This window comes from Stenotrophomonas sp. FW305-3-2-15-E-LB1 (assembly GCF_058787375.1).
This window is the reverse complement of record NZ_JBYSZR010000041.1, coordinates 13,548-36,606: the sequence shown is the minus strand read 5'-3', so window position 1 is coordinate 36,606 and position 23,059 is coordinate 13,548. Positions and strand designations below refer to the sequence as shown.

Annotated in this window: 24 protein-coding genes; 13 read left to right on the top strand and 11 right to left on the bottom strand. The window is 68.6% G+C overall.

All coding sequences use genetic code 11. From position 1 onward, the window contains the following. Positions 1 to 144: 144 nt before the first annotated feature. Complete coding sequence (locus AC3WL7_RS20245) at positions 145 to 969, bottom strand: helix-turn-helix transcriptional regulator (protein ID WP_492752763.1); 825 nt, start codon at positions 967 to 969, stop codon at positions 145 to 147. Next, complete coding sequence (locus AC3WL7_RS20240) at positions 966 to 1,670, bottom strand: VIT1/CCC1 transporter family protein (RefSeq protein ID WP_492752761.1); 705 nt, start codon at positions 1,668 to 1,670, stop codon at positions 966 to 968. The genes AC3WL7_RS20245 and AC3WL7_RS20240 overlap by 4 nt, the downstream gene beginning before the upstream one ends. Before the next feature lie 151 nt (positions 1,671 to 1,821). Here AC3WL7_RS20240 and AC3WL7_RS20235 point away from each other — a divergent pair, with 151 nt between their 5' ends. Continuing rightward, positions 1,822 to 3,186 carry a glutamate--cysteine ligase gene (locus tag AC3WL7_RS20235; protein ID WP_492752760.1) on the top strand — a complete coding sequence of 455 codons (1,365 nt, stop codon included), beginning with the start codon at positions 1,822 to 1,824 and terminating at the stop codon, positions 3,184 to 3,186. A gap of 39 nt (positions 3,187 to 3,225) precedes the next feature. On the opposite strand, the gene AC3WL7_RS20230 is transcribed toward AC3WL7_RS20235, so the two are convergent. Continuing rightward, positions 3,226 to 4,428: an NnrS family protein gene (locus tag AC3WL7_RS20230; RefSeq protein WP_492752758.1), complete on the bottom strand. Its 1,203-nt coding sequence runs from the start codon at positions 4,426 to 4,428 to the stop codon at positions 3,226 to 3,228. Between the two features lie 188 nt (positions 4,429 to 4,616). Further along, positions 4,617 to 5,669, bottom strand: a complete 1,053-nt coding sequence (locus AC3WL7_RS20225) for an NAD(P)-dependent alcohol dehydrogenase (protein WP_108769985.1) — start codon at positions 5,667 to 5,669, stop codon at positions 4,617 to 4,619. A 107-nt stretch (positions 5,670 to 5,776) separates the two neighbouring features. On the opposite strand from AC3WL7_RS20225, the gene AC3WL7_RS20220 reads away from it, so the two are divergent. Beyond that, positions 5,777 to 6,661, top strand: coding sequence for a LysR family transcriptional regulator (locus tag AC3WL7_RS20220; protein WP_492752756.1), 885 nt, complete (start codon positions 5,777 to 5,779; stop codon positions 6,659 to 6,661). Between the two features lie 204 nt (positions 6,662 to 6,865). Here AC3WL7_RS20220 and AC3WL7_RS20215 read toward each other — a convergent pair whose 3' ends face one another. After that, positions 6,866 to 7,282 (bottom strand): VOC family protein, encoded by a 417-nt coding sequence (locus AC3WL7_RS20215; RefSeq protein WP_492752754.1) that lies wholly within the window; start codon positions 7,280 to 7,282, stop codon positions 6,866 to 6,868. Between the two features lie 115 nt (positions 7,283 to 7,397). Here AC3WL7_RS20215 and AC3WL7_RS20210 point away from each other — a divergent pair, with 115 nt between their 5' ends. Continuing rightward, entirely contained in the window at positions 7,398 to 8,075 is a 678-nt protein-coding gene (locus AC3WL7_RS20210) for an SMI1/KNR4 family protein (protein ID WP_492752752.1), read from the top strand. Positions 8,076 to 8,135: 60 nt separating this feature from the next. On the opposite strand, the gene AC3WL7_RS20205 is transcribed toward AC3WL7_RS20210, so the two are convergent. After that, entirely contained in the window at positions 8,136 to 9,239 is a 1,104-nt protein-coding gene (locus tag AC3WL7_RS20205; RefSeq protein ID WP_492752765.1) for an alkene reductase, read from the bottom strand. Between the two features lie 128 nt (positions 9,240 to 9,367). Between AC3WL7_RS20205 and AC3WL7_RS20200 the strand changes: the two genes are divergently transcribed. From AC3WL7_RS20200 to fghA, 5 genes are all read left to right on the top strand, one after another. Beyond that, on the top strand, positions 9,368 to 10,276 hold the full coding sequence (locus AC3WL7_RS20200; RefSeq protein ID WP_295519118.1) for a LysR family transcriptional regulator: 909 nt from the start codon (positions 9,368 to 9,370) through the stop codon (positions 10,274 to 10,276). Between the two features lie 81 nt (positions 10,277 to 10,357). Next, a complete protein-coding gene (locus AC3WL7_RS20195; protein ID WP_079223297.1) occupies positions 10,358 to 10,633 on the top strand; it encodes a metal/formaldehyde-sensitive transcriptional repressor in 276 nt (91 codons plus the stop codon). Between the two features lie 58 nt (positions 10,634 to 10,691). Beyond that, a complete protein-coding gene (locus tag AC3WL7_RS20190; protein WP_079223296.1) occupies positions 10,692 to 11,801 on the top strand; it encodes an S-(hydroxymethyl)glutathione dehydrogenase/class III alcohol dehydrogenase in 1,110 nt (369 codons plus the stop codon). A gap of 8 nt (positions 11,802 to 11,809) precedes the next feature. Further along, positions 11,810 to 12,154 carry a YqcC family protein gene (locus AC3WL7_RS20185; protein WP_492752749.1) on the top strand — a complete coding sequence of 115 codons (345 nt, stop codon included), beginning with the start codon at positions 11,810 to 11,812 and terminating at the stop codon, positions 12,152 to 12,154. A 21-nt stretch (positions 12,155 to 12,175) separates the two neighbouring features. Next, positions 12,176 to 13,006 carry an S-formylglutathione hydrolase gene (gene fghA, locus AC3WL7_RS20180; RefSeq protein WP_492752747.1) on the top strand — a complete coding sequence of 277 codons (831 nt, stop codon included), beginning with the start codon at positions 12,176 to 12,178 and terminating at the stop codon, positions 13,004 to 13,006. Between the two features lie 129 nt (positions 13,007 to 13,135). Here the strand turns inward: fghA and AC3WL7_RS20175 are convergent, their stop codons facing one another. Beyond that, positions 13,136 to 13,996 (bottom strand): PA4780 family RIO1-like protein kinase, encoded by an 861-nt coding sequence (locus AC3WL7_RS20175; RefSeq protein WP_492752744.1) that lies wholly within the window; start codon positions 13,994 to 13,996, stop codon positions 13,136 to 13,138. Positions 13,997 to 14,230: 234 nt separating this feature from the next. Between AC3WL7_RS20175 and AC3WL7_RS20170 the strand changes: the two genes are divergently transcribed. Continuing rightward, on the top strand, positions 14,231 to 15,676 hold the full coding sequence (locus tag AC3WL7_RS20170) for a GGDEF domain-containing protein (protein ID WP_108747351.1): 1,446 nt from the start codon (positions 14,231 to 14,233) through the stop codon (positions 15,674 to 15,676). Positions 15,677 to 15,738: 62 nt separating this feature from the next. Here the strand turns inward: AC3WL7_RS20170 and AC3WL7_RS20165 are convergent, their stop codons facing one another. Both AC3WL7_RS20165 and AC3WL7_RS20160 read right to left on the bottom strand, forming a co-directional pair. Then, positions 15,739 to 16,080, bottom strand: a complete 342-nt coding sequence (locus tag AC3WL7_RS20165) for a hypothetical protein (RefSeq protein ID WP_079223291.1) — start codon at positions 16,078 to 16,080, stop codon at positions 15,739 to 15,741. Between the two features lie 69 nt (positions 16,081 to 16,149). Next, positions 16,150 to 16,590, bottom strand: a complete 441-nt coding sequence (locus AC3WL7_RS20160; RefSeq protein ID WP_108747349.1) for a universal stress protein — start codon at positions 16,588 to 16,590, stop codon at positions 16,150 to 16,152. 141 nt (positions 16,591 to 16,731) lie between these two features. On the opposite strand from AC3WL7_RS20160, the gene AC3WL7_RS20155 reads away from it, so the two are divergent. The 4 genes from AC3WL7_RS20155 to AC3WL7_RS20140 all read left to right on the top strand — a co-directional run bounded on the left by AC3WL7_RS20155 (position 16,732) and on the right by AC3WL7_RS20140 (position 21,829). After that, the gene (locus AC3WL7_RS20155) at positions 16,732 to 17,640 is read left to right on the top strand and encodes a LysR family transcriptional regulator (RefSeq protein ID WP_079223289.1); all 909 of its coding nucleotides are present in this window, start codon (positions 16,732 to 16,734) and stop codon (positions 17,638 to 17,640) included. A 199-nt stretch (positions 17,641 to 17,839) separates the two neighbouring features. Then, positions 17,840 to 19,354, top strand: a complete 1,515-nt coding sequence (locus tag AC3WL7_RS20150) for an MFS transporter (protein ID WP_492752741.1) — start codon at positions 17,840 to 17,842, stop codon at positions 19,352 to 19,354. 25 nt (positions 19,355 to 19,379) lie between these two features. Continuing rightward, entirely contained in the window at positions 19,380 to 20,417 is a 1,038-nt protein-coding gene (locus AC3WL7_RS20145) for an HlyD family secretion protein (protein WP_492752739.1), read from the top strand. Continuing rightward, positions 20,414 to 21,829 carry an efflux transporter outer membrane subunit gene (locus AC3WL7_RS20140; protein WP_492752738.1) on the top strand — a complete coding sequence of 472 codons (1,416 nt, stop codon included), beginning with the start codon at positions 20,414 to 20,416 and terminating at the stop codon, positions 21,827 to 21,829. Before AC3WL7_RS20145 ends, AC3WL7_RS20140 begins: the two co-directional genes overlap by 4 nt. Before the next feature lie 181 nt (positions 21,830 to 22,010). Here the strand turns inward: AC3WL7_RS20140 and AC3WL7_RS20135 are convergent, their stop codons facing one another. Both AC3WL7_RS20135 and AC3WL7_RS20130 read right to left on the bottom strand, forming a co-directional pair. Continuing rightward, complete coding sequence (locus AC3WL7_RS20135; protein WP_492752736.1) at positions 22,011 to 22,574, bottom strand: DUF3916 domain-containing protein; 564 nt, start codon at positions 22,572 to 22,574, stop codon at positions 22,011 to 22,013. 142 nt (positions 22,575 to 22,716) lie between these two features. Then, positions 22,717 to 23,055, bottom strand: coding sequence for a hypothetical protein (locus tag AC3WL7_RS20130; RefSeq protein ID WP_492752735.1), 339 nt, complete (start codon positions 23,053 to 23,055; stop codon positions 22,717 to 22,719). Between the last annotated feature and the right edge of the window lie 4 nt (positions 23,056 to 23,059).

Here is a 23,059-nt window from a genome sequence, read left to right as displayed (position 1 = left end):
GATGGCGCCATCGAGCCCCCATGGATGGGTTTACGGCGTGTCCTGACCACCCACACCGCCCCGCCATCCCACGGAATGCAGGCTTTTGACGTTGACGTTGCTTCTGCAGGTGCAGGGCTGCAAGCCCTGCCAGGCAACCCCACCCTAGATGTCTGTCGGAGCCAACCCGTACCGCTCGGCGAAGCGCTTGCTGAAACTCGCCGCCGACCGATACCCCGCGCGTGCGGCCACCGTCTTCAGTGGCAGGTCCGTCGTGTACAGCAGCGTCATGCCATGTGCCAACCGCGCTTCGGTCAGCAACTGCCGCAGGCTGGTGCGCTCGGCCGCCAGGCGACGGCGCAGGGTCGCGCCGCTCAGCGCGAACTGGTCTTCAACGTCGCGCGACTGCCAGTCACGCGCCGGCTCGGCCGCGATGCGGTCGCGGATCTGTTCGCCCAGGCTCGGTGCCTGCGGCAGCAGCAGGTTGCCGTGGCCCTGCCGGCACCACGCCAGTACCAGCTCGGCCAGGGCCAGCCGTGCCTCGCTGTAATGCCCATCCTGCAGCGCCTGGCGCCAGCGCCGCAGCACCGCGCCGTGGTCGCCCAGGCGTGGCTGCGCGATCGCATCGCCAGCGGGCGGCAACGCTTCGCTCCACAACGTGCGCGCCGCGGCCAGCACTTCCGCACACAACGGCACGATGGCACTGAGGTAACGGCCGGTGCCCGCATCGGGCGTGTTGACCACATCGATCCGGCAGCGCTGGGTGAACAACAGCATGTCGCCGGCGTGTGCGGTCAGCGACTGGTGCGCCGTGCGTACCTGCTTGCTGCCTTCCAGCAGGATCACGAACTGCGGTTGTGGAATGTCCACCGAGCTGGCGCCGTGTTCGCGGCGCGCGGTGATGCAGGCATAGCCTTCGGCGCGGTCGCAGCCGGCCAGGCTGGCCATCTCCGCCAGCAGGGCGACGGCCGGTGGCAGCATCGCGGTCATGACAGGTGGGCTCCCAGCAGTCTGCCAATGCCGGCGGCGGCAGCCATTGCCAGCGCGCCCCAGAACATCACCCGCACGGCACCGCGCACCGGCGGCGCACCACCGGCACGGGCGGCCATCGCGCCGGTCAGGCACAGGCCGAGCAGGGTGCTGGCGGTGGTGGCCACGGTGACCTGCGCCGCGCTGGATAACAGGGCGGTCAGCACCGGCAGCGCCGCGCCGCAGGTGAAGGCACCGGCCGAGGCGAGAGCGGCCTGCAGCGGACGGGCGCGCAGGGTGTCGGTAATGCCGAGTTCGTCGCGCGCGTGCGCGCCCAGCGCGTCGTGTGCGGTCAGCTGTTCGGCCACCTGCCGGGCCAGTGCCGGCTCCAGGCCGCGATGGCGGTAGATCGCGGTCAGCTCGTCCAGTTCGCTGTGCGGGTCTTCGTGCAGTTCGCGCATTTCCACGGCCAGGTCGGCCGCTTCGGTGTCGGCCTGGGTCTGCACCGACACGTATTCGCCAGCGGCCATCGACATGGCACCGGCGACGGTGCCGGCCACGCCGGTGGCCAGGATCGTGCTGGCCGAGGCGCCGCTGGCGGCCACGCCCACCACCAGGCCGGCCACCGAGACGATGCCGTCATTGGCTCCCAGTACGGCGGCGCGCAGCCAGCCCACGCGATCGGCGCGGTGCAGTTCCGGGTGTCGTGAATGGCGGCTCATGGCCTGAGTGTACGGGGGTCAAGAGGTCGTCGGTAGGATGCTGAAACCCGTCACCGTCGCATGCTGCGAAGGGCCGCCACGCTATAGTGCGCCCTTGCGATGGAAGGCCCCCAGCCCCACATCCCCTGCCACTGTCCAGCGAGTCCTCCCCTTGTCGAGCCCCAGCCACGTCGCCGATACGCCCATTACCGACCGCTCGGAGCTGGTCGAGGTGCTTGCCTCCGGCGAAAAGCCCCGTGCGCAGTGGCGCATCGGTACCGAACACGAGAAGTTCGGGTTCCGCCTGGACGACCTGCGCCCGCCGACCTTCGAAGGCGAGCGTGGCATCGAAGCCCTGCTCAACGGCCTGACCCGCTTCGGCTGGGAGCCGGTGCAGGAGAACGGCAACACCATCGCCCTGCTGCGTGACAACGCCTCGGTGACGCTGGAGCCGGCCGGCCAGCTGGAACTGTCCGGCGCGGCGCTGGAAACCATCCACCAGACCTGCGTGGAAACCGGCACCCACTTGAATGAAGTGGCACAGGTGGCCGGCGAACTGCAGCTGGGCTTCCTCGGCATGGGCTTCCAGCCGAAGTGGCGCCGCGATGAAATGCCGTGGATGCCCAAGGGCCGCTACAAGATCATGCGTTCGTACATGCCCAAGGTCGGTTCGCTGGGCCTGGACATGATGACCCGCACGTCCACCGTGCAGGTGAACCTGGATTACGCCACCGAAGCGGACATGGTGAAGAAGTTCCGCGTGTCGCTGGCGCTGCAGCCGATCGCCACCGCGCTGTTCGCCGATTCGCCGTTCACCGAAGGCAAGCCGAACGGCTACCTGAGCTACCGCTCGCACATCTGGACCGACACCGACGCCGACCGCACCGGCATGCTCGACTTCGTGTTCGAGGATGGCTTCGGTTACGAGCGTTATGTCGATTACCTGCTCGACGTGCCGATGTACTTCTCCTACCGCGATGGCATCTACCACGACGCCAGCGGGCAGAGCTTCCGTGATTTCATGCAGGGCAAGCTGCCGGTGCTGCCCGGTGCGCTGCCGACGCTGCGCGACTGGTCGGACCACATGACCACCGCCTTCCCGGAAGTGCGCCTGAAGAAGTACCTGGAAATGCGCGGCGCCGATGGTGGCCCGTGGAGCCGGCTGTGTGCGCTGCCGGCGTTCTGGGTGGGCCTGCTGTACGACGACACCGCGCTGGATGCTGCCTGGGACCTGGTGCGTGATTTCAGCCTGGCCGAGCGCCATGCACTGCGCGACGGCGTGCCGAAGCATGCCATGGGCCTGCCGTTCCGCAACGGCACCGTGCGCGACCTGGCCCGTGAGGCGGTGAAGATTTCCGTGGAAGGCCTCAAGCGCCGCGCCGCGCGCAATGCCGACGGCCAGGACGAAAGCAAGTTCCTGGACGTGCTGCAGGAAATCATCGAATCGGGCCTGACCCCGGCCGAGCGCAAGCTGGCGCTGTTCCATGGCCGCTGGCATGGCGACGTGGACCCGGTGTTCCGCGAGTTCGCGTACTGATTGGAGTGCGGTAGCGCCGGGCGATGCCCGGCGCGCCACTCAGCCCGGCTTGCCGTCGCGGCGCGGGCTCAGGTAGATCCAGCCCAGGCGTGCCACCCACGGTGCCAGCGCCAGCAGCCAGCCGAGGGCGGCGGCGAAATGCCACGCATAGGGATCGCTGCCGAGTTCGGCGATCACCCGCATGATCGCGGCGGCCTGCAATGCGACGAAGGCGAACCAGGCGACGGCCGGCATCACCAGCCGCCGCCCAGAATGCCCCTGGGTAACCCGCGTGGCCATCGCCACCAGCAGGCTGCCGAACAGGCCGATGGACAGCGCGTGAAGCGGTGCGCGGCCCAGCAGCAGCTGGCCGCTGGCGACGCTGCCGATGTCCTGCAGCAGATACAGCGCGAAGCTGATCGGCAGCCAGGCCAGAGCCAGGAACAAGGCGGCGAGCAGGCCTGGCATCGGCCCGCGCGGCCACCAGTGCCAGAGCGCCTGCAGCGACAACAGCAGCAGCGGCGCATCGACCAGCCACAGGCAACCGTCCAGCGACAGCGCAGCCAGCACCACGCGCGCCAGCATCAGCGCCCACATCGCCGCCAGCCAGCGCAGTGGACGCCACGGCACGTAGCCGGGCACCACGTTGTTGGCGAAGAACGGGATCATCCGGTGGGCCACGGTGAGGTAGATGGGCAGCAGCAGGCCGAAGGTGCCCAGCGCCACGTGCAGTGGCAGCAGCGTGGCATGGCCGCGGGCGATGGCGATGAACAGCAGCAGCCCGGCCCAGCCCAGCAGCAGCGCGGCGTAGCACGCGCGTGCGTGCCAGTTGCGGTTGGCCCCGGCGGCCTTGAGTACGCTGCCGAGCACGACCAGCCCGGCACTCCAGCCGGCGAGGGCGAGCAGCAGCCCTGGCCACAGCCCGGGTGCCCAGCCGCAGGCAGCGGCGATCAGCAGTGCCTGCCCGCCGAACAGACCTGCGCCGACGGGCAGGTAGCGCTGGCGTGGCAGATCGGGTTGGCCCATCCAGCGCGGGAACACGGTCAGCAGGAAACCGAAGATGAAACTGGGCAGCACCAGGTACTGCATCAACAACGCATGCAGCCAGGCGGCGGGCAGGGCCGGTGCCGTAGGCGTCCACAGGCCGCGCAGCGCGCCCAGCCACAAGGCCCACCAGAGCATCGCCAGCAGCAGGTTGGCCGCGCCGACGAAGAACAGCAGCCGGTGTGGCGCGCGCAGCAGGGGCAGGGACGGCGTTGTCATGGCCCCGAGTGTGCGCGGCTGGCGAGGGCGGCTTCTTGATCTTCGTCAGGCCGGACTGCCGCAGTGCTCGCCGGGCGTGGCCCAGCGCTACCTCCCATGAAGCCGGTAGCGCCGGGCCATGCCCGGCGGGCACAGGCCCGAAAAAACCCCGGCATTGCCGGGGGTTTTTCGTTGCATGACTGTGGCGATCAGGCCTTGATGGTGGCCATGTCGATTACGAAGCGGTAGCGCACATCGTTCTTCGCCATGCGCTCCCAGGCCTGGTTCACGTCCTTGATGTTGATCACTTCAACATCGCTGACGATGCCGTGCTCGGCACAGAAGTCCATCATTTCCTGGGTTTCGGCCATGCCGCCGATCGCAGAGCCGGTGACGTGCTTGCGGCCGAAGATGACCGTGCCGCCCATCAGCGGCGGGTCCAGCTCGGTGATGACGCCGACCAGGCACATGGTGGCATCGCGCTTGAGCAGGCTCATGTACGGGTTGGTGTCGTGGCTGACCGGCACCGTGTTGAGCAGGAAGTCGAAGCTGTTGGCGTGGGCCTTCATCTGCTCGGCGTCGCGCGAGACCAGTACTTCGTCGGCGCCCAGGCGCTTGGCGTCGGCACCCTTTTCCGGGGTGGTGGTGATCATCACCACGGTGGCGCCCATCGCCTTGGCGAACTTCACGCCCATGTGGCCGAGGCCACCCAGGCCGATCACGCCCACCTTCTGGCCCGGGCCGACCTTCCAATGGCGCAGCGGCGAGTAGGTGGTGATGCCGGCGCACAGCAGCGGTGCGGCCGCCTTCAGGTCCAGCTTCTCGGACACCTTCACCACGAAGCGCTGCTCGACCACGATGTGGTCGGAGTAGCCGCCCATGGTCAGCTCGCCGGTGTTGCGGTCGTGGCTGTTGTAGGTGTAGGTCGGGCCCTTTTCGCAGTACTGCTCCAGGTCGTGGTCGCAGGCATCGCAATGGCGGCAGGAATCGACCATGCAGCCGACGCCGGCGAAATCGCCGACCTTCAGGGTGGTGACGGACGGGCCGACCTCGACCACGCGGCCGATGATCTCGTGGCCGGGCACCATCGGGTATTCGGCGCCGCCCCAATCGTCGCGGGCCTGGTGCAGGTCGGAATGGCAGATGCCGCTGTACAGCACTTCGATGCGGATGTCGTTGGCGCCGACGGCGCGGCGTTCGAAGGTGAAGGGCTCAAGCGGGGCGGTGTTGGTGCGTACCGCATAACCATGGGCGAGGGACATGGGGAATCCTTGGCGGGGTTTGTCGAAAGGCGCTTTACAATACGCCCCTCATAACGGCCTACAAAGCCCGGATATCGGCATGATTCATCAAGGCAGACTGCACAATCATGGCCACTGACAATCTTTCGCACCTGGCGGCCTTTGCTGCGGTGGCGCGCCATCGCAGCTTCCGCAAGGCTGGCGGCGAGCTGACGCTGTCGACCTCGGCGGTGAGCTATGCGATCCGCGCGCTGGAAGAGCGGCTGGGCGTGGGCCTGTTCCACCGCACCACCCGCAGCGTGGCCCTGACCGAGGCCGGGCAGCGCCTGCTGGACAGGCTGCAGCCGGCGCTGGGCCAGGTGCATGACGCGCTGGAAGAAATGAACCAGTTCAGGGACAGCCCGACCGGCCTGCTGCGCATCAATGCGGCCCGCTCGGCGGTGCCGAACCAGCTTGGCCCGCGGCTGACCCGCTTCCTGCGCGCGCACCCGGACGTGCGCCTGGAGCTGACCGAGAACGACGGGCTGGTGGACATCGTGGCCGAAGGTTTTGATGCCGGCGTGCGCCTGCACGAGTTCGTGCCCGAGGACATGGTGGCGGTGCCGTTGGGGCAGGCGCTGCACGGCATGATCGTGGCCTCGCCGGACTATCTGCGCCGACACCCGGCGCCGCAGCACCCGCGCGACCTGCTGCAGCACGAATGCATCCGCTTCCGCTTCGCCAGCGGGCACCTGTACAAGTGGCAGTTCGACCGCGATGGGCAGTCGCTGGAAATCGATGTGCGCGGGCGGCTGACGCTGAGCGAGCAGACCACCATCATCCGCGCGGTGCTCGATGGGTTTGGCCTGGCCTACGTGCTGGAAGATGCCGCGCGCCCGCACCTCGAGGCCGGGACGATGGTGGCGGTGCTGCAGGACTGGAGCGAACCGTTTCCCGGCTTCGTGCTGTATTACCCGAAGCAGCGGCAGATGGCGTCGGCGCTGCGTGCGTTCGTGGATATGCTGCGGGAGTGAGGCGAAGGCATCCACGCATGGCGTGGATCTACCGGGTGCGCGCATCCACGCATGGCGTGGATCTACTGGCGCACGCGCATCCGCGCATGGCGTGGATCTACTGGCGCACGCGCATCCACGCATGGCGTGGATCTACCGGGTGCGCGCATCCTCGCCCTGCGGTGATGCAGTAGATCCACGCCGTGCGTGGATGGCCGGCGCCGCTCACTCCACCAGCGCGTCGTACCCCAACCCGACGAACTGGATCAGGCAGAACCCATGCCCGAACGGATCGGCCAGCACCGCCAGCCGTCCCCAGCGACGCTCGCTCACCGGCAGTTCGATCACCGCGCCTGCAGCCACCGCGCGTGACAGCGCGACGTTGATGTCTTCCACCACCCAATCCAGGTGCACTGGCGTCCAGTGCCGCTCGAAATCGCGCACGTCGCCCTCATCGGTAGCCACGCTGCCGTCGTCGGTCTGCAGCAGGTACAGCGGGGTGGGGCCGCCGAGCAGTTCCAGCGCGCCCGCCCCCAGGCGGCGGCCGGCATGCAGGCCGAACGCTGCAACGTAGAACGCTTCGGCAGCGGCCAGATCGGGCACATCGATGTTGACGATGAAGGTGCGGGCGGGGGAGTCCATGGCAGGGGTCTGCGGAGGCCGGTTGCACGCAGTCTAGACCTGCTGGAGCAGGCTGCGGGTTCATCTGCCGGGTGAATTCAGGCAAGGTAGGCGGCTCCCCATGACAAGGACATCCATGAGCAGATTGACCGACATCGAACAGGCGACCGGCCAGGCATTCCCGCCGCTGTTCCAGCAGCTGCATGACGCAGGTCGGTTGAGCTGGGGTGGCAGCCACCCGCAGTGGTCCGAAACGGTGTTTCCCACGCTGCAGGACGACCCGCCGGTGCTGCTGTATGCGCAGGAATACGAGCCGCTGGAGCACGACGAGCTGCTCGAGGCGTGGCAGGAGCTCACGGCCGAAGATCACTACAATCCCCTGCGCGCGGACCTGCAGCTGCTGCCGTTCGCACGCACCGGGGCAGGTGACAGCTACTGCTTCTGGACCAATGCCCCCGGCTTCGACGAGCCGCCGGTCGTGCTGGTGTGGCATGACGATGATCGTGCCGATGTGCTGGCCGCCAACTACCAGGACTTCGTGTTCCGCAAGATGGTTGAAGCGGTGGCCGACTATGAGCGGCCGTACTCGCTGTTGTCGCATGGCGAGCTGGCCGTGAACCTGCAGCGCTGGTTACAGAACCACCAGCCGGTTCTGCGCGCCGACCAGTACGCGGCAGTGGCGGCACTGTTCGCCCGCGAGGGCGAAATCGCTGAAGGCGAGATCACCGATGACGACGCGCAGGCGCTGGTACAGCAGGTGATCGGCTTCCCGCGGCTGGACGAGTCGTTCGCCTACGTGCGCGAGGACGCTTGAAGGCATGGGGTCAGATCCGCGCCTGGCGCGGCTCTGACCCCTTCTTCGCCGAACCAGGGGTCAGCCCGCGACCGGGTAATCCAGATACCCTTCGCGGCCGCCGCCGTAGTAGGTATCGCGATCGGGGGTGGCCAGTGCGATGTCCTGCTGCAGCCGCGCGACCAGGTCCGGGTTGGAGATGAAGGGCTGGCCGAAGGCGGCGATGTCGATGGTGCCTTCATCGACCAGGCGCAGCGCGTACTCACGGGTCATGCCGCCGGCCAGCAGCACGGTGCCGCCGTAGGCCTGCTTGAAGGCCTTCAGGAACGCCTCGCCGATGGCGCGCTCGCCATGCAGGTAGTTGTCATTCAGATGCACGTAGGCCAACCCGCGCTTGCCCAGTTCTTCGGCCAGGTACAGGTAGCTGGCCTCGTTCTCGGCATAGGCCGGCATGTCGAAGACCTGGCTGTTCGGCGCCAGGCGCACGCCGACGCGGTGTGCACCGATGCGCGCGGCCATCGCATCCACGGTGTCCAGGATCAGCCGTGCGCGGTTGCGCAGCGACCCGCCGTACAGATCCTGCCGATCGTTGGTGAGCGGGTTGAGGAATTGCTCGAACAGGTAGCCATTGGCAGCATGCAGTTCGATGCCATCAAAGCCGGCGGCGATGGCATTCTCCGCGCCGCGCACGAAGTCGCTGACGATGCCCGGCACTTCCTCGGTGCGCAGGGCGCGCGGCGGGGTCGGGTCGACGCGGCCGCGGCTGCCATCGTCCAGGTACACGAACGCGAAGTACCTCGGATCGCTGCCCACCGCACGCGTACCGGCGCTGACCGGCTGGCCGCCGTCGGGCTGCAGCGAACTGTGCGACATGCGGCCGACGTGCCACAGCTGGGCGAAAATGGTGCCCTGCGCCGCGTGCACAGCGTCGGTCACCAGCTTCCAGCCTGCCACCTGTGCTTCCGACCAGATGCCGGGCACATCGACGTAGCCCTGGCCCTGCGGCGACACCGGCGTGCCTTCACTGATGATCAGGCCGGCGCTGGCGCGCTGCTGGTAATACTCGGCGGTCAGCGCGTTGGCCACGGCGCCGGGGTTGCGCGCGCGGGTCATCGGCGCCATCGCGATGCGGTTGTGCAGCGGGGTTCCCGCCAGGTCGAAGGGGCGGAACAGCAGGTCGGTCATCTCGGTCATCTCGGTGTGGGGGAGGGCGCCCGCGGCGCCATGCACACAGGATGGAGTTGACATCGAGGCACATAAAGAGCTTCGATTTCCCATTTGGCGGGACATCGTGTCCCCAATGGAGGCTGCAGATGCTGCCCGTGGAATCCCTGAACGGCCTGGTGACCTTCGTTACCACGGCCCGCGCCAGCACCTTCACCGAAGCGGCCGAGGCGCTGGGCATCTCGCGCTCGGCGGTGGGCAAGGCCATCGCGCGGCTGGAGGCGCGGCTGGGCGTCCGCCTGTTCCACCGCACCACGCGGCGCATCTCGCTGACCACCGACGGCGAGGCCTACTACGCCTCCTGCGCGGCCGCGCTGGATGAGATTTCCGCCGCCGAGGCCTGCCTGGGCTCTGCCGCGCACCTGCCCAGCGGGCGCCTGCGCATCGACATGCCCTCGTCGTTCGGCCGCCTGGTGGTGATGCCGGTGCTGCTCAAGCTCTGCCAGCAGTACCCGGACCTGCAGCTGACGGTGACCTTCACCGACCACTTCGTCGACCCGATCGAGGAGGGCATCGACCTGCTGATCCGCTTCGGCGGCCTGCAGCAGGCCGAGCACCTGGTGGCGCGGCGGTTGGGCAGCCAGCGCCTGGTCACCTGTGCGGCGCCGTCCTACCTGCAGGCGCACGGCGTGCCGCGCAACGTGGACGAGCTGCGCCAGCACCGCAGCATCGTCGGCTACCGCCATGGCCAGCCGATGGCATGGCGGATCGGCCCGGACGGGGAGGGCGGCACCTTCATTCCCTCGGCCACCCACCAGCTCAACGATGGCGACGCGGTGATCGACGGTGCCATTGCCGGGCTCGGCATCTGCCAGATGCCGGTCTCGCTGGTGCGGCGGCACCTGCAGTCCGGCGCGCTGCAGTCGGTGCTGGACGACTGCATGCAGCGGCACATCGAGATCCACGCGCTGTGGCCACCCACCCGCCACCTGCGGCCGAAGGTGCGCTACGTGGTGGATGAGCTGACCCGGCTGGCCGGCACCGGTGCGTTCGACTGAACGGCTTCGATTGCCTGCCGGATTGAGTGCCGGCGCCGCCTGTGTATACTATCCCCCAGTATAGTTCCGCAGGTGGCCGCCATGCCGCATTCCCCCGAAGAGAAGAAGAAGGTCCTGGCCCGCGTGCGCCGTATCCGCGGCCAGTGCGATGCGCTGGACCGTGCGCTGGAGGCGGGTGCCGACTGCGGGCCGGTGCTGCAGCAGATCGCCGCCATCCGTGGCGCGGTCAACGGGCTGATGTCCGAGGTGATGGAAGCCCACCTGCGCGAGGAATTCGGCCAGCCGGCCACTTCCGACGAACAACGCGCCGAACGCGTGCGCGAGATGAGCGGGCTGATCCGCTCGTACCTGAAATAAACAACGGCGCAACATAGCGCCGCCCATCCTGTTACTGCCTGTCTTTGGAGAGTCCGCCATGAAATCCCGTGCCGCCGTCGCCTTTGGTCCCGGCCAGCCGCTGCAGATCGTCGAGATCGACGTCGCCCCGCCGAAGGCTGGCGAAGTGCTGGTCAAGATCACCCACACCGGTGTCTGCCACACCGATGCGTTCACCCTGTCCGGCGATGACCCGGAAGGCCTGTTCCCGGTGGTGCTGGGCCATGAAGGCGCCGGCATCGTGGTGGAAGTGGGCGAGGGCGTGACCAGCGTCAAGCCGGGCGACCACGTGATTCCGCTGTACACCGCCGAGTGCGGCGAGTGCCTGTTCTGCAAGAGCGGCAAGACCAACCTGTGCGTGTCGGTGCGTGCCACCCAGGGCAAGGGCGTGATGCCCGACGGCACCAGCCGCTTCAGCTACAACGGCGAGCCGATCTACCACTACATGGGCTGCTCGACCTTCAGCGAGTACACCGTCGTGGCCGAAGTCTCGCTGGCCAAGATCAACCCGGACGCGAACCCGGAACACGTCTGCCTGCTCGGCTGCGGCGTCACCACCGGCATCGGCGCGGTGCACAACACCGCCAAGGTGCAGGAAGGCGACAGCGTGGCCGTGTTCGGTCTCGGCGGCATCGGCCTGGCGGTCATCCAGGGTGCGCGCCAGGCCAAGGCCGGCCGCATCATCGCCGTGGACACCAACCCGTCCAAGTTCGAGCTGGCCCGTGAGTTCGGCGCCACCGACTGCATCAACCCGAAGGACTTCGACAAGCCGATCCAGCAGGTCATCGTTGAAATGACCACCTGGGGCGTGGACCACAGCTTCGAGTGCATCGGCAACACCAGCGTGATGCGTGCGGCGCTGGAATGCGCGCACCGTGGCTGGGGCCAGAGCGTGGTGATCGGCGTGGCCGGTGCCGGCCAGGAGATCTCCACCCGTCCGTTCCAGCTGGTTACCGGCCGCAAGTGGATGGGCACTGCCTTCGGTGGCGTGAAGGGCCGCAGCCAGCTGCCGGGCATGGTGGAAGACGCGATGAAGGGGGATATCGAGCTGGCCCCGTTCGTGACCCACACCATGGACCTGGACAAGATCAACGAAGCCTTCGACCTGATGCATGAAGGCAAGTCGATCCGCTCGGTCGTCCATTACTGAGCCTGGGCATGGGCTGGCTGGATGCCCTGCGCCGGCCGCGTGCGGAAGACCCGCGCGCGGCCCTGGTCGCCCCGATCGAGCAGGCGCTGCGCGCGCTGGGCTGGGTCGAGGGCGAGGTTGGCGCGCCGCGTGCGGTGGATTCGCCGTTCGGCATCGATGAGATGCCGTTCGAGCATTGGCTGGCGCAGGTGTTCCTGCCGCGCCTGCACGAGGCGCGCGCCGATGGCCACTGGCCGCCGCGCAGCGACGTGGCGGTGGCGGCCTTGCGCAACCTGGACGGCCAGCCCGGCGTCGAACCACTGCTGCACCTGCTGTCCCGGCTGGATGCAACGATCAACACAGGCGTGCGCTGACGCGCCGCGCAGGAGAACACCATGGAACGCATCGAACACCGCGCCTGTTTCGGCGGCTGGCAGGACGTCTACCGCCATCACTCGGCCACCCTGGGCTGCGACATGCAGTTCGCGGTGTACCTGCCGCCGCAGGCGGCCACGCAGGCGCTGCCGGTGCTGTACTGGCTGAGCGGCCTGACCTGCACCGAACAGAACGTCATCACCAAGGCGGGTGCGCAGCGCTACGCCGCCGAGCACGGTGTGATCCTGGTGGCGCCGGATACCAGCCCGCGCGGCGATGACGTCGCCGATGCCGAAGGCTACGACCTGGGCAAGGGTGCCGGTTTCTATCTCAACGCCACCGAACAGCCGTGGGCCAAGCACTACCGCATGCACGACTACGTGGTGCACGAACTGCCGGCGCTGATCGAAGCGAACTTCCCGGCCAGCGATGCGCGTGCGATCAGCGGCCATTCGATGGGGGGGCACGGCGCGCTGGTGCTGGCGCTGCGCAATCCGGGCCGCTACCGCAGCGTGTCGGCGTTCTCGCCGATCGTCGCGCCCAGCCAGGTGCCGTGGGGCCAGAAGGCCTTCACCGCGTACCTGGGCGACAACCCGGCCGACTGGGCGCAGTGGGATGCCACCGCGCTGGTGGCCGATGCCAGCGAGCGCCTGCCGCTGCTGGTCGACCAGGGCGATGCGGATGAGTTCCTGCAGAACCAGCTGCAGCCCGAACGCCTGCAGCAGGCCTGTGAGGCCGTCGGCCACCCGCTGACACTGCGCCTGCAGCCGGGCTATGACCACAGCTATTACTTCATCGCCAGCTTCATCGGCGAGCACATCGCCCACCACGCCCGCGCGCTGCACGCCTGAGTTGTAGCGCCGAGCCCATGCTCGGCTGGCCTTCGGTAGAGTCGAGCTTGCTCGACTGGGCAGCAGAGCAGCCGAGCGTGGGCTCGGCTCTACGGAAGCAGGCGGCCAGCCGCCACGCATGGCGTGGCGCTACCTGTCGTCTTCTTCCGCCGCTTCACGGCCCTGCTGGCGGATCAGCGCTTCCTCGCGCGCATCGTTGATGGCGTGGCGCACGCTGTCCAGGTCGATGGTGGATTCATCGTGCACGAAGGTGCCGGTCAGCTCGCTGTCCGGCAGCAGGTTGCCCGCCTCGAACAGCGCCCACATTTCCTCGCCATACCAGGTGTCCAGCAGTTCGGGGGCGAAACGGCCCAGGTAGGCGGTGAGGTTGTTGACGTCCCGCAGCAGCATGCTGCGCGCGGCATTGTTGCCGCCGGCACTGACCACCTGCGGGAAATCGATCACCACCGGACCATCGGGACCGACCAGCACGTTGTACGGCGACAGATCGCCATGGATGAGGCCGCAGCACAGCATGCGCACTACCTGGCGGACCAGGGTCTGGTGGAACTGGCGGGCCTGTTCCGGCTCCAGCACCACCTCGCCCAGGCGGGCGGCGGAGAAACCGTCGGCATCGGTGACCAGCTCCATCACCAGCACGCCGTGGTAGTAGCCGTACGGCTCGGGCACGCGCACGCCGGCATCGCGCAACTGGTAAAGCGCGTCCACCTCGGTGTTCTTCCAGGCCGTTTCCTGCTGCTTGCGGCCGTACTTGCTGGCCTTGCCCACCGCACGTGCCTCGCGGCTGCCGCGCACCTTGCGGCCTTCCTGGTACTGCACGCGCTGCTGGAAGCTGCGCTGGGCCATGTCCTTGTAGACCTTGGCGCAGCGCACCTCGTTGCCGCTGCGTACCACGTACACGGCCGCTTCCTTGCCGCTCTTGAGCGGGCGGAGCACTTCATCGATCACGCCGTCGTCGATCAGCGCACGCAGTCCTTCAGGAGTTTTCACGGGGTCTCGGGGCGGCCGGCGCGGAGGCGCTTGCTGGGATGGGGAGGGATTTTCGCATTTACAGGTCGCGGCTGCCCAGCGGCTTCCCGGGGTGGCCTGCGGCAGTCGCCTGGCATCCGCCCCAGGAGACGGCGGCCACCGCTGCGGATCCGCCTTTTCCAAAGCGGATCACGCCGCGGTGGCCGTGTGCTGCGGTATGGTGCGCGCATACGGCCTTGCGGATGGGGGTAGTGCATGCCGGTAGTGCTGGCGCTGCTGTACCTGTTTTGCCACGGGTTGGTCGTGGCGTTCTGGCCTGGGACGGCCGGTGGCGGTTCGTTTGGCTTCCTGACCGCGGCCCCCTTGCTGGCCGCGGCCGCCTGCCTGTGGCGGGCGCAACGTGACCGGGCGGCGCTGGGGTGGCGTGCCACCGCGCTGGCCCTGCTGCTCTGGGCCGGCGGCATGGGCTTCAACATGCTCGATGCGCTCAGTGCCGGGCGGGCCAACATCACCCCCAGCGTGAGCCTGCTGCTGTATGTGCTGTATGGCGTGCCGCTGGTGTTCATCCTCGCCCGGGCCCGGCGCGAGCGCTGGACCATCAGCCTCATCGACGGCCTGATGGCCGCCCTGCTGGGGGTGCTGTTCTTCGTGCACACGCAGTCCTTCGCCGACCGCATCGACGTCGATGACCAGGCGATGGCCAACATGCAGCACATGTTCGACATCCAGAACCTGTGCATCGCCGCCTTCGCCGTGGTGCGCTGGCTGGCCGGCGATGTGCCGGAGCGGCGGGTGTTCTTCCGTGCGCTGGCCCTGTACGCGCTGGGCTACCTGCTGGTGGCGTTCTACATCAACCATTACACCGCCGAGCAGTCCTTCGGCGCCTACAACGATCTGTTGATCGACATGCCGTTCCTGCTGCTGGCCCTGCTTGCACTGCGCCAGGCACCGGCCCGGGGCGTGGTGCTGCACCCGCGGCTGTCGCGGCTGGTGCAGGCGGGTGGGCCGATGATCCTGCCATTGCTGCTGCTGGTGGTCGGCACGTTGGTGGTGGACCACGCGCGGCCGCTGGCGCTGGCCGGGTTCGTAGTGGCCACGCTGGGCTTCAGCCTGCGCAGCACCCTGCTGCAGATCGATCTGCTGGAACGCCAGGCCGGGCTGGACCAGCTGGCGCGGCAGGATGGCCTGACCGGCGTTGCCAACCGGCGCCAGTTCGACACGGTGCTGCAGGCCGAGTGGAACCGCGCCCGCCGCAGCGGCACCGAGCTGGCCCTGCTGCTGGTGGATATCGACCACTTCAAGGCGTTCAACGACCAGCACGGCCACCCGGCGGGCGACCGATGCCTGCGCGCCGTGGCGGCCGTGCTGCAGGCCACCGCCGGGCGCGCGGCTGACAGCGTGGCGCGCTATGGCGGCGAGGAATTCGCGGTGATCGTGCCGGGCAGTTCGCTGTCGGGCGTGCTGGCGCTGGCCGAGCGGCTGCGCCTGGCAGTGGAAGCGCTGAGCCTGCCCGAAGGCCCGGTCAGCATCAGCATCGGCGTGGCTTACCTGCACCCGCCGGCCACGGCCAGCGCCGACCAGCTGCTGGCCGACGCCGATGCCGGGCTGTACGCCGCCAAGCGTGCCGGCCGCAACCAGGTGACCCTGCACGCCCGGGTGCTGGACGATGAGAGTGGCGAAGAAGGCGTGATCGACTGCTGAGGCGTTGCCGGCCTGGCGATCAGCACAGGCCCGGCAACGACGCTGGGTCTGTGCGTGGCAGGTCAGTCGGCAGTGACGTCGACAATCTTGACGTCGTTTGCATCCTGCGCCAGCGCGATGATCTCTGCGGCGGTCATGCCGCTCACATCGTCTTTTATCGGCACGATGGACGGATCCGGTCTGCCGGCGAGATCGTAAGCGCTATTCACGCCGCGCATGTTGAGCTTGAGCATCGCGACGGCCAGCTCCGCCTGCTCGGCAGCAGGCAGGGCATCAAACATGGCCGCGAAGCTGCTGCTGGCCGCTTCATCACTGCTCGCGTCGATGCGCGGCACTTCCTTGGCGATGGCGCTGCCGGCACACATTGCCAGGAGCAGGCCGGTACAGATCAGGGTCTTGCGCATGACAGATCCTTGTCTCGGTTGATGGGACCACAATAGCGACCCCGCACCGTGCGGGCAACGTGCGCGATGTCAGCCGCCGCGCGTTTCTACCAGCACCGGGCACGGCGCGTGGTCCAGCGTCCACTGCGCCACCGAGCTGTCGAGCAGCCGCTGCAGCCGCGACAGGTGGCGATGGCCGATCACGATCAGGTCGGCCCCCAATTCGCGCGCCTGGGTGCTGATCACTTCGCCCGGATCACCCGCCGGCAGCAGCGGGCGGGCATCGATGCCGCGCTCGCGCAGCTGTGCGATGGCGTCCTGCAGCAGGCCCTCGGCCTTCGCCTGCTGGCGCGCCGCGGCGGGGTATTCGCGGCGGTCGGCGTCGCCGGCATCGGCGGGCAGGGCAAACTCCGGGTCGATCACGCAGAGCAGGTGGATGCGGCTGCGCGGGCCGGCAACGTGGGTGACCAGGTCCAGCAGGGCGTCGTGCTGGGGGCCGCCATCGAGGGCGACCAGCAGGGTGGTGAACATGGGGAGGCTCCTTGGCAGGCGGTGATGGTCGCCCATGCCGCGCCGCGCACCCATGCCGTGCGGCGCAGGTAATACCTGCACGGTATGCAATCGACTTTGGCCAAGGGTGTCGTAGAGTCATCTTATCTGCTGGAGACTGCCATGCCCTTGCCTGACCTGAACCTGCTGCTCGCCCTGGATGTCCTGCTGGACGAAGGCAGCGTCGCCGGTGCGGCACGCCGGATGAATCTCAGCGCCCCGGCCATGAGCCGTACCCTCGGGCGGATCCGCGAGGCGCTGGGTGATCCGGTGCTGGTGCGGGCCGGCCGCGGGCTGGCGCCGACCCCGCGCGCGCTGGAGCTGCGCGAGCAGGTGCGCGATGTGATCGAGCAGGCGCACCGGGTGTTCCATGATGGCCGCGAAGTGGACATCCAGACCCTCGAGCACACCTTCAGCATCCGCGCCAACGATGTGTTCATCGGCAGCTACGGCGGCCGCCTGCGCGAGGTGTTCCGCCAGCAGGCGCCACGCTGCACGCTGCGCTTCATGCCTGAAGGCGATACCGACGATGATGCGATGGTGCAGGGCCGGATCGACCTGTTCATCAGCACCGCCGGCAAGCATGCACCGGAGACCAAGGTGCAGAACCTGTTCACCACGGCGCTGCTGGGCGCGGCCCGCGAGGATCATCCGTTGTTCGACGGGGACATCACCGCCGAGCGTTTCGCCGCCTGCGACCACATTGCCGTCTCGCGGCGGGGCATCGCCCATGGTCCGATCGATGATGAGCTGGCGCAGATGGGCCTGGCCCGACGGGTAGCGATGGTGATCCCCACCTTCCATGGCGCGATCTTCGCAGCGGCCGCGTCGGACCTGGTGCTGCCGCAGATGCCGAGCGTCATGCTCGATCGCATCGCTTACATGGGGCTGCCGCTGCGCATGTTCCCGCTGCCGGTATCGGTGCGCACGGTTGCCCTGGTGCAGGCCTGGCACCCGCGCATGGACAACGACCCGGCACACCGCTGGCTGCGCCGCGCGATCAAGGCGATGTGCGACGCTGACGCCGTGTAGCATCTGAGGATGTGCCGACCAACGGTCGGCACCTACCGGAATCGGCATCCGCCCGGATACGTGCGTCCCACGCACGGGTGGCATCGCACCCACGCCATTTTTCGCAGCAGTGGGCCTGCCTAGACTGCGCTCCCCACCGTCACCGAGCGCACGCCATGTCGCTTCACCTGCCGTGCGCCGCACGGATCGGCCGGCACCGATGAGCGCGGTCGCCTTGCCCCGGGCCCCCGCCGCGCCATCTGCGCCCGCCTTCGACCGTCGCATCGTGGTGGGCCTGTGCGGCGTGCTGCTGGTGGTGCTGGTGTCGGGCTTCAACGAGAACATCACCAAGGTCGCGCTGGCCGACATCCGCGGCGCGATGGGCTTCAGCGTCGATGACGGCAGCTGGATCATCAGCGTGTACAGCGCGATGTCGGTCAGCGCGATGGCGTTCGCGCCGTGGTGCGCTGTGACGTTCTCGCTGCGCCGCTTCGCCCTGGTGATGATTGCCGCCTTCATGCTGCTGGGCGTGCTGTGCCCGCTGGCACCGGACCTGCCCACCTTCCTGCTGCTGCGCGCGCTGCAGGGCCTGGCCGGTGGCGCGCTGCCGCCGCTGCTGATGAGCGTGGCGCTGCGCTTCCTGCCACCGGGCATCAAGCTGTACGGCCTGGCCGGCTATGCACTGACCGCCACCTTCGGGCCAAGCATGGGCACGCCGCTGGCCGCGCTGTGGGTCGAGCACGCGGGCTGGCAGTTCGCGTTCTGGCAGATCGTGCCGTTCTGCGCGGCTGGCATGGCGATGGTCGGCTGGGGCCTGCCGCAGGACCCACTGCGGCTGGAGCGCTTTGCCCAGTTCAACGGCGTGGGCCTGGCCCTGGGGCTGCCCGCGCTGGTCATGCTGGTGCTGGGCCTGACCCAGGGCGCGCGCCTGAACTGGTTCGATTCGCCGTTGATCACGGTGCTGCTGGGCGGCGGCAGCGGCCTGCTGGTGCTGTTCCTCATCAACGAATGGTTCCACCCGCTGCCGTTCTTCAAGCTGCAGCTGCTGGCCCACCGCAACCTCAGCTACGCGCTGGTGACCTGCGTGGGCGTGCTGTTCGTGCTGCTGGCCGTCATTTCCATTCCCTCCGGCTACCTGGCCAGCGTGCAGGGTTACCGCCCGCTGCAGACCGCGCCGATGCTGCTGTGGGTGGCGCTGCCGCAGGTCATTGCGCTGCCGCTGGTGGCCACCCTGATGAACCAGCGTGCGGTGGATTGCCGCTGGGTGCAGGCGGCGGGGCTGTTGCTGCTGGCTGCGGCCTGCTTCCTCGGCGCGCACCTGGACGTGCAGTGGAACCGCGACAACTTCCTGTGGGTGCAGCTGCTGCAGGTGGTGGCACAGCCGATGGCGGTGCTGCCGTTGCTGCTGCTGGCGACCACCGGGCTGGCACCGCAGGACGGTCCGTTCGCCTCGGCCTGGTTCAACACCGTCAAGGGCTTTTCCGCGGTGTTCGCCGGCGGCGTGCTCGATGCGGTCGGGCAGTCGCGGCGCCACCTGCATTCCACCGCGCTGGTGGACCACCTGGGCAACCAGCCGTGGCTGCCGGCCAGCGCCGATCTTCCCGCACGCCTGCACGCCCAGGTCCAGGCGCTGACCTCGGCCGACCTGTACTGGCTGGTCGCGCTGGTGGCCCTGGGCTGCCTGCCGCTGCTGCCGTGGGCGACCCGCGTCCATCCGCCACGTGCCGTGGCCTGACCCCACTTTTCAAGGACTCCCCCGCATGAGCCTCAACAAGACAACCCTCAATACCGGCCTTGCGCTGGGCGTGCTGGCGCTGGCCCTCGGCGGCTGGCTGCTGCTGCGCGACGGCCGCTACCAGCGCACCGACAACGCCTACGTCAATGCTGATTTCACCGTGGTCGCACCGAAGGTGGCTGGCTTCGTCAGCAGCGTCGAGGTGCAGGACAACCAGGTGGTGAAGGCCGGCGACGTGCTGGCCCGCATCGACGACCGCGACTACCAGGTGGCGCTGCAGGCGGCGCGCGCCGACCTGGCCAATGCGCGCGCGCAGCTGGCCAATGCGCAGGCCGCGCTGGCACAGCAGGGCTCGCTGATCGAACAGGCCCGCGCCAGCGTCGATGTCAGCCGCTCCGAGCTGACCCTGGCCAGCGCCGACCAGCAGCGCTACCACGAACTCGCCCGCGATGGCGCCGGCACGGTGCAGAACGCGCAGCAGGCCCAGTCGAAGCAGGCCGTGGCCAGCGCGCACGTGCAGCAGGGCCAGGCCGCACTCAGCACCGCACGCCAGCGCACCGGCATCCTCGCTGCCGGCGTGCAATCGGCGCAGGCCGCCGTGCAGCGCGCCGAAGCGGCGCAGGCGCGAGCGGAACTGGATCTTTCGCATACCGAACTGCGTGCACCCATCGACGGGGTGGTCGGCCGCCGCGCGGTACGCGTCGGTGCCTACCTGACGCCGGGCACGGCGGTGGCGGCCGTGGTGCCGCTGCAGCGCGCCTTCGTGGTCGCCAACTTCCAGGAAACGCAGATGACCCGCATGCACGCCGGCCAGCCGGTGGAGCTGACGGTGGACGTGTTCCCTGGCACGCGCCTGCACGGCCACATCGACAGCATCGCCCCGGCCACCGGCGTGACCTTCGCCGCCGTCGCGCCGGAAAACGCTACCGGCAACTTCACCAAGGTGGTGCAGCGCATTCCGGTGAAGATCGTGCTGGAACCGGGCCAGCCGCTGGCGGAGCAGCTGCGCGCCGGCATGTCGGTGGAAGCGCGCGTGGACCTGCAGGGCGGGGAGGGCGCATGAGCACGCGTCGCGTGGTGAAGACGCTTGCCAGTGCGGCGCTGTGCCTGGCCGTGGCGGCGTGCACGATGGGGCCGGACTTCGTGCGGCCGCAGGCCGGGCTGCCGGCGCAGTGGCGGGGCGAGGCCGTGACCACCACGCCTCTCGACGACGATGCAGCCTGGTGGGCCGGTTTCCATGATCCGCTGCTGGGCCAGCTTGCCGGGCAGGTGCTGCAGTCCAACCTGGACCTGCAGCTGGCCGCCAACCGGGTGCAGCAGAGCCGCGCGGCGCGTGGCATCAGCGCGGCCGACCGGCTGCCCTCGGTGGCGGCCAGCGCCAGCGGTGTGCGCGCACGCAACAGCGAGGTCGGCCTGAGCGATCCCTCCGGCAATGCGGGCCGCGAGGACTTCGGCCTGTTCCAGGCCGGCATCGGCCTGAGCTGGGAGCTGGACCTGTGGGGCCGCGTGCGCCGCCAGGTGGAAGCGGCCGACGCCCGCGTGCAGATGGCCGAGGAGGACGCGCATGCGGTGCGCATCGCGCTGCTGGCCGAAACCGCGCGCTCCTACCTGCAGCTGCGCGCGACCTCGCAGCTGCTGGCCATCACCGAAGACAACCTGGGCATTGCCGCCGACATCCAGCGCCTGACCGAGGCGCGGCAGCGCCAGGGCGTGGCCAGCACGCTGCAGGTCTCGAGCGCCGCGGCGCAGGTGGCCGCGCTGCAGGCACGCATCGCCCCGCTGCGGCACCGCCAGTCGCAGCTGCGCAACGCACTGGCCTTCCTGTTGGCCAGGCCACCGCAGGCACTGGATGCGCAGCTGCAGGACGTGCGTGCCGATTGGCCGGTGCTGCCGCCGGTGGCGGTGGGGCTGCCCAGTGAACTGGCCGAACGCCGACCGGACATCCGCCGCGCCGAAGCGGCGTTGCATGCGGCCACCGCGAACATCGGCGTGGCCAAGGCCAGCTTCCTGCCGCGCATCACCTTGAATGGCGATGCGGGATTCCAGGCAAAGCAGCTGGATGACCTGGACGGCTGGGATGCACACCGTTTCAGCATCGGACCGTCGATCAGCCTGCCGATCTTCCAGGGCGGGCGCCTGAAGGCCAACCTGGCGCTGAGCCGCCTGCAACAACAGCAGTCGGCGCTGCAGTTCCAGCGCACGGTGCTGCAGGCCTGGCATGAAGTGGACGATGCCATCGATGGCTACGCGGCCGAGCAGCAGCGCAGCACGCAGCTGCAGGTGGCCGTTTCGCAGAGCGAAGCCGCCCTCGGCGCGGCGCGGCGGCAATACCAGGCCGGCGTGGTGGACATGCTGGATGTGCTGAGTACCCAGCGCATCGCGCTGGACAACCAGGCCGCGCTGGCCAACAGCCAGGCCACGGCCGCCATCGCCCGGGTGGAGCTGTACCGCGCGCTGGGCGGTGGTTGGCAATGACATGAAAACGCCGGGCATGGCCCGGCGCTACCCATCATGGCGGTAGCGCCGGGCCATGCCCGGCGGATCGTCGGTAGTTGCCAACCTTGGTTGGCAGCCTTTTGCAGAAGCGCCGACCAAGGTTGGCGTCTACCGGGGTGCGTCGTGCGCCGGGCCATGTGCTGTGGACCCGGCGGATACATCAACGCCCGTCAGCTACCTCGCCGTAGGACCAGTATTCCTGTTCCAGTCCGTCATCGTGCTCGGTAGGAGAAATACTGACCTGCACGCCGCGCTCATGAACCCCTTCGGGCAGGACAAGGTGCCACTCGTTGGCCAGGCTGCGCGAGGTAATCGCGGTGACCTGGCCATCCGCTGTGGTGGCCACATGCCCTTGGAAATAGTCTTCGTCCAGATAAAGGCAGATTTCGCTTGCGAACATGCCGGGCCAAGCGATGCAGCAGGTCACCCGCACGTCCGCCTGCGAAACAGGGCGTGACTGGATCAGGTTGGTGCAAGCAGTGATGAGCGACTGGGCACAGGCCCGCTGGATTTCCCGTGTGGAGGCAGGGCCTTCGATCAGGTCGGCACGGGTGGGAACCTTGTAATTCCAGTAGCGGGTTTCACTCCCCAGCGCGTCTGGCGAGGGGAACGCACCGCGGAAGCCGTCAGCCCACTGTTCCAGGTAGCGTAGACGGCGTGGGGCATCGCGCAGCTTCTTTTCGCCGCGCGTCCCCGGCCGGGTGATGGCATCTTTTTTTCTCATCCCGACAGTGTGCCAGCCGCATGCCCGGTGCGCTGGAAAGCGCCAACCAAGGTTGGCGTCTACCAGAGCATGGCCGCCGGCGCCCGGTCGATCACGACATCGCGGCGGTAGCGCCGGGCCATGCCCGGCGAAGGCGGTGGCCTCAACGCACGTCGCGCAGTTCCCAGTGGTGGCCGGCCAGCAGGCGCAGGCGCTGCTTGAACACGTCGCTGTCGATGCGGGTGGTGGCCACCAGGTTGATGCGTAGGTCCTTCTGCTCACCGGTGACGGTAGCGTCCGGGTCGGTCACGCCCCACTGCGGTTCCACCGCATCCGGGTCGGGCTGCTTGGCCTTCCAGCGTTCGAAAAGGGTGCCGCTGCGCAGGGCGTCCTGCAGCTCCTCGGCGAACCCGCCGGCGCTCTGCGAATGGAAGGACAGGTCAGGGTCGGTGCCGCGGGCCTTGGACGGGTCGGGCAGGCTGATGTGGTACTGCGCAGGCATGGTT

What these genes read in the sequence shown, in the direction of transcription:
- AC3WL7_RS20190 (WP_079223296.1), top strand. Translation starts at nt 10,692, where the DNA reads ATGAAATCCCGTGCCGCCGTCGCCTTTGGTCCCGGCCAGCCGCTGCAG.
- AC3WL7_RS20225 (WP_108769985.1), bottom strand. Translation starts at nt 5,669, where the DNA reads ATGTCCCTCGCCCATGGTTATGCGGTACGCACCAACACCGCCCCGCTT.
- AC3WL7_RS20220 (WP_492752756.1), top strand. Translation starts at nt 5,777, where the DNA reads ATGGCCACTGACAATCTTTCGCACCTGGCGGCCTTTGCTGCGGTGGCG.
- AC3WL7_RS20170 (WP_108747351.1), top strand. Translation starts at nt 14,231, where the DNA reads ATGCCGGTAGTGCTGGCGCTGCTGTACCTGTTTTGCCACGGGTTGGTC.
- AC3WL7_RS20160 (WP_108747349.1), bottom strand. Translation starts at nt 16,590, where the DNA reads ATGTTCACCACCCTGCTGGTCGCCCTCGATGGCGGCCCCCAGCACGAC.
- AC3WL7_RS20155 (WP_079223289.1), top strand. Translation starts at nt 16,732, where the DNA reads ATGCCCTTGCCTGACCTGAACCTGCTGCTCGCCCTGGATGTCCTGCTG.
- AC3WL7_RS20245 (WP_492752763.1), bottom strand. Translation starts at nt 969, where the DNA reads ATGACCGCGATGCTGCCACCGGCCGTCGCCCTGCTGGCGGAGATGGCC.
- AC3WL7_RS20150 (WP_492752741.1), top strand. Translation starts at nt 17,840, where the DNA reads ATGAGCGCGGTCGCCTTGCCCCGGGCCCCCGCCGCGCCATCTGCGCCC.
- AC3WL7_RS20140 (WP_492752738.1), top strand. Translation starts at nt 20,414, where the DNA reads ATGAGCACGCGTCGCGTGGTGAAGACGCTTGCCAGTGCGGCGCTGTGC.
- AC3WL7_RS20200 (WP_295519118.1), top strand. Translation starts at nt 9,368, where the DNA reads ATGCTGCCCGTGGAATCCCTGAACGGCCTGGTGACCTTCGTTACCACG.
- AC3WL7_RS20130 (WP_492752735.1), bottom strand. Translation starts at nt 23,055, where the DNA reads ATGCCTGCGCAGTACCACATCAGCCTGCCCGACCCGTCCAAGGCCCGC.
- AC3WL7_RS20230 (WP_492752758.1), bottom strand. Translation starts at nt 4,428, where the DNA reads ATGACAACGCCGTCCCTGCCCCTGCTGCGCGCGCCACACCGGCTGCTG.
- AC3WL7_RS20185 (WP_492752749.1), top strand. Translation starts at nt 11,810, where the DNA reads ATGGGCTGGCTGGATGCCCTGCGCCGGCCGCGTGCGGAAGACCCGCGC.
- AC3WL7_RS20210 (WP_492752752.1), top strand. Translation starts at nt 7,398, where the DNA reads ATGAGCAGATTGACCGACATCGAACAGGCGACCGGCCAGGCATTCCCG.
- AC3WL7_RS20205 (WP_492752765.1), bottom strand. Translation starts at nt 9,239, where the DNA reads ATGACCGACCTGCTGTTCCGCCCCTTCGACCTGGCGGGAACCCCGCTG.
- AC3WL7_RS20165 (WP_079223291.1), bottom strand. Translation starts at nt 16,080, where the DNA reads ATGCGCAAGACCCTGATCTGTACCGGCCTGCTCCTGGCAATGTGTGCC.
- AC3WL7_RS20145 (WP_492752739.1), top strand. Translation starts at nt 19,380, where the DNA reads ATGAGCCTCAACAAGACAACCCTCAATACCGGCCTTGCGCTGGGCGTG.
- AC3WL7_RS20215 (WP_492752754.1), bottom strand. Translation starts at nt 7,282, where the DNA reads ATGGACTCCCCCGCCCGCACCTTCATCGTCAACATCGATGTGCCCGAT.
- AC3WL7_RS20240 (WP_492752761.1), bottom strand. Translation starts at nt 1,670, where the DNA reads ATGAGCCGCCATTCACGACACCCGGAACTGCACCGCGCCGATCGCGTG.
- AC3WL7_RS20135 (WP_492752736.1), bottom strand. Translation starts at nt 22,574, where the DNA reads ATGAGAAAAAAAGATGCCATCACCCGGCCGGGGACGCGCGGCGAAAAG.
- fghA (WP_492752747.1), top strand. Translation starts at nt 12,176, where the DNA reads ATGGAACGCATCGAACACCGCGCCTGTTTCGGCGGCTGGCAGGACGTC.
- AC3WL7_RS20195 (WP_079223297.1), top strand. Translation starts at nt 10,358, where the DNA reads ATGCCGCATTCCCCCGAAGAGAAGAAGAAGGTCCTGGCCCGCGTGCGC.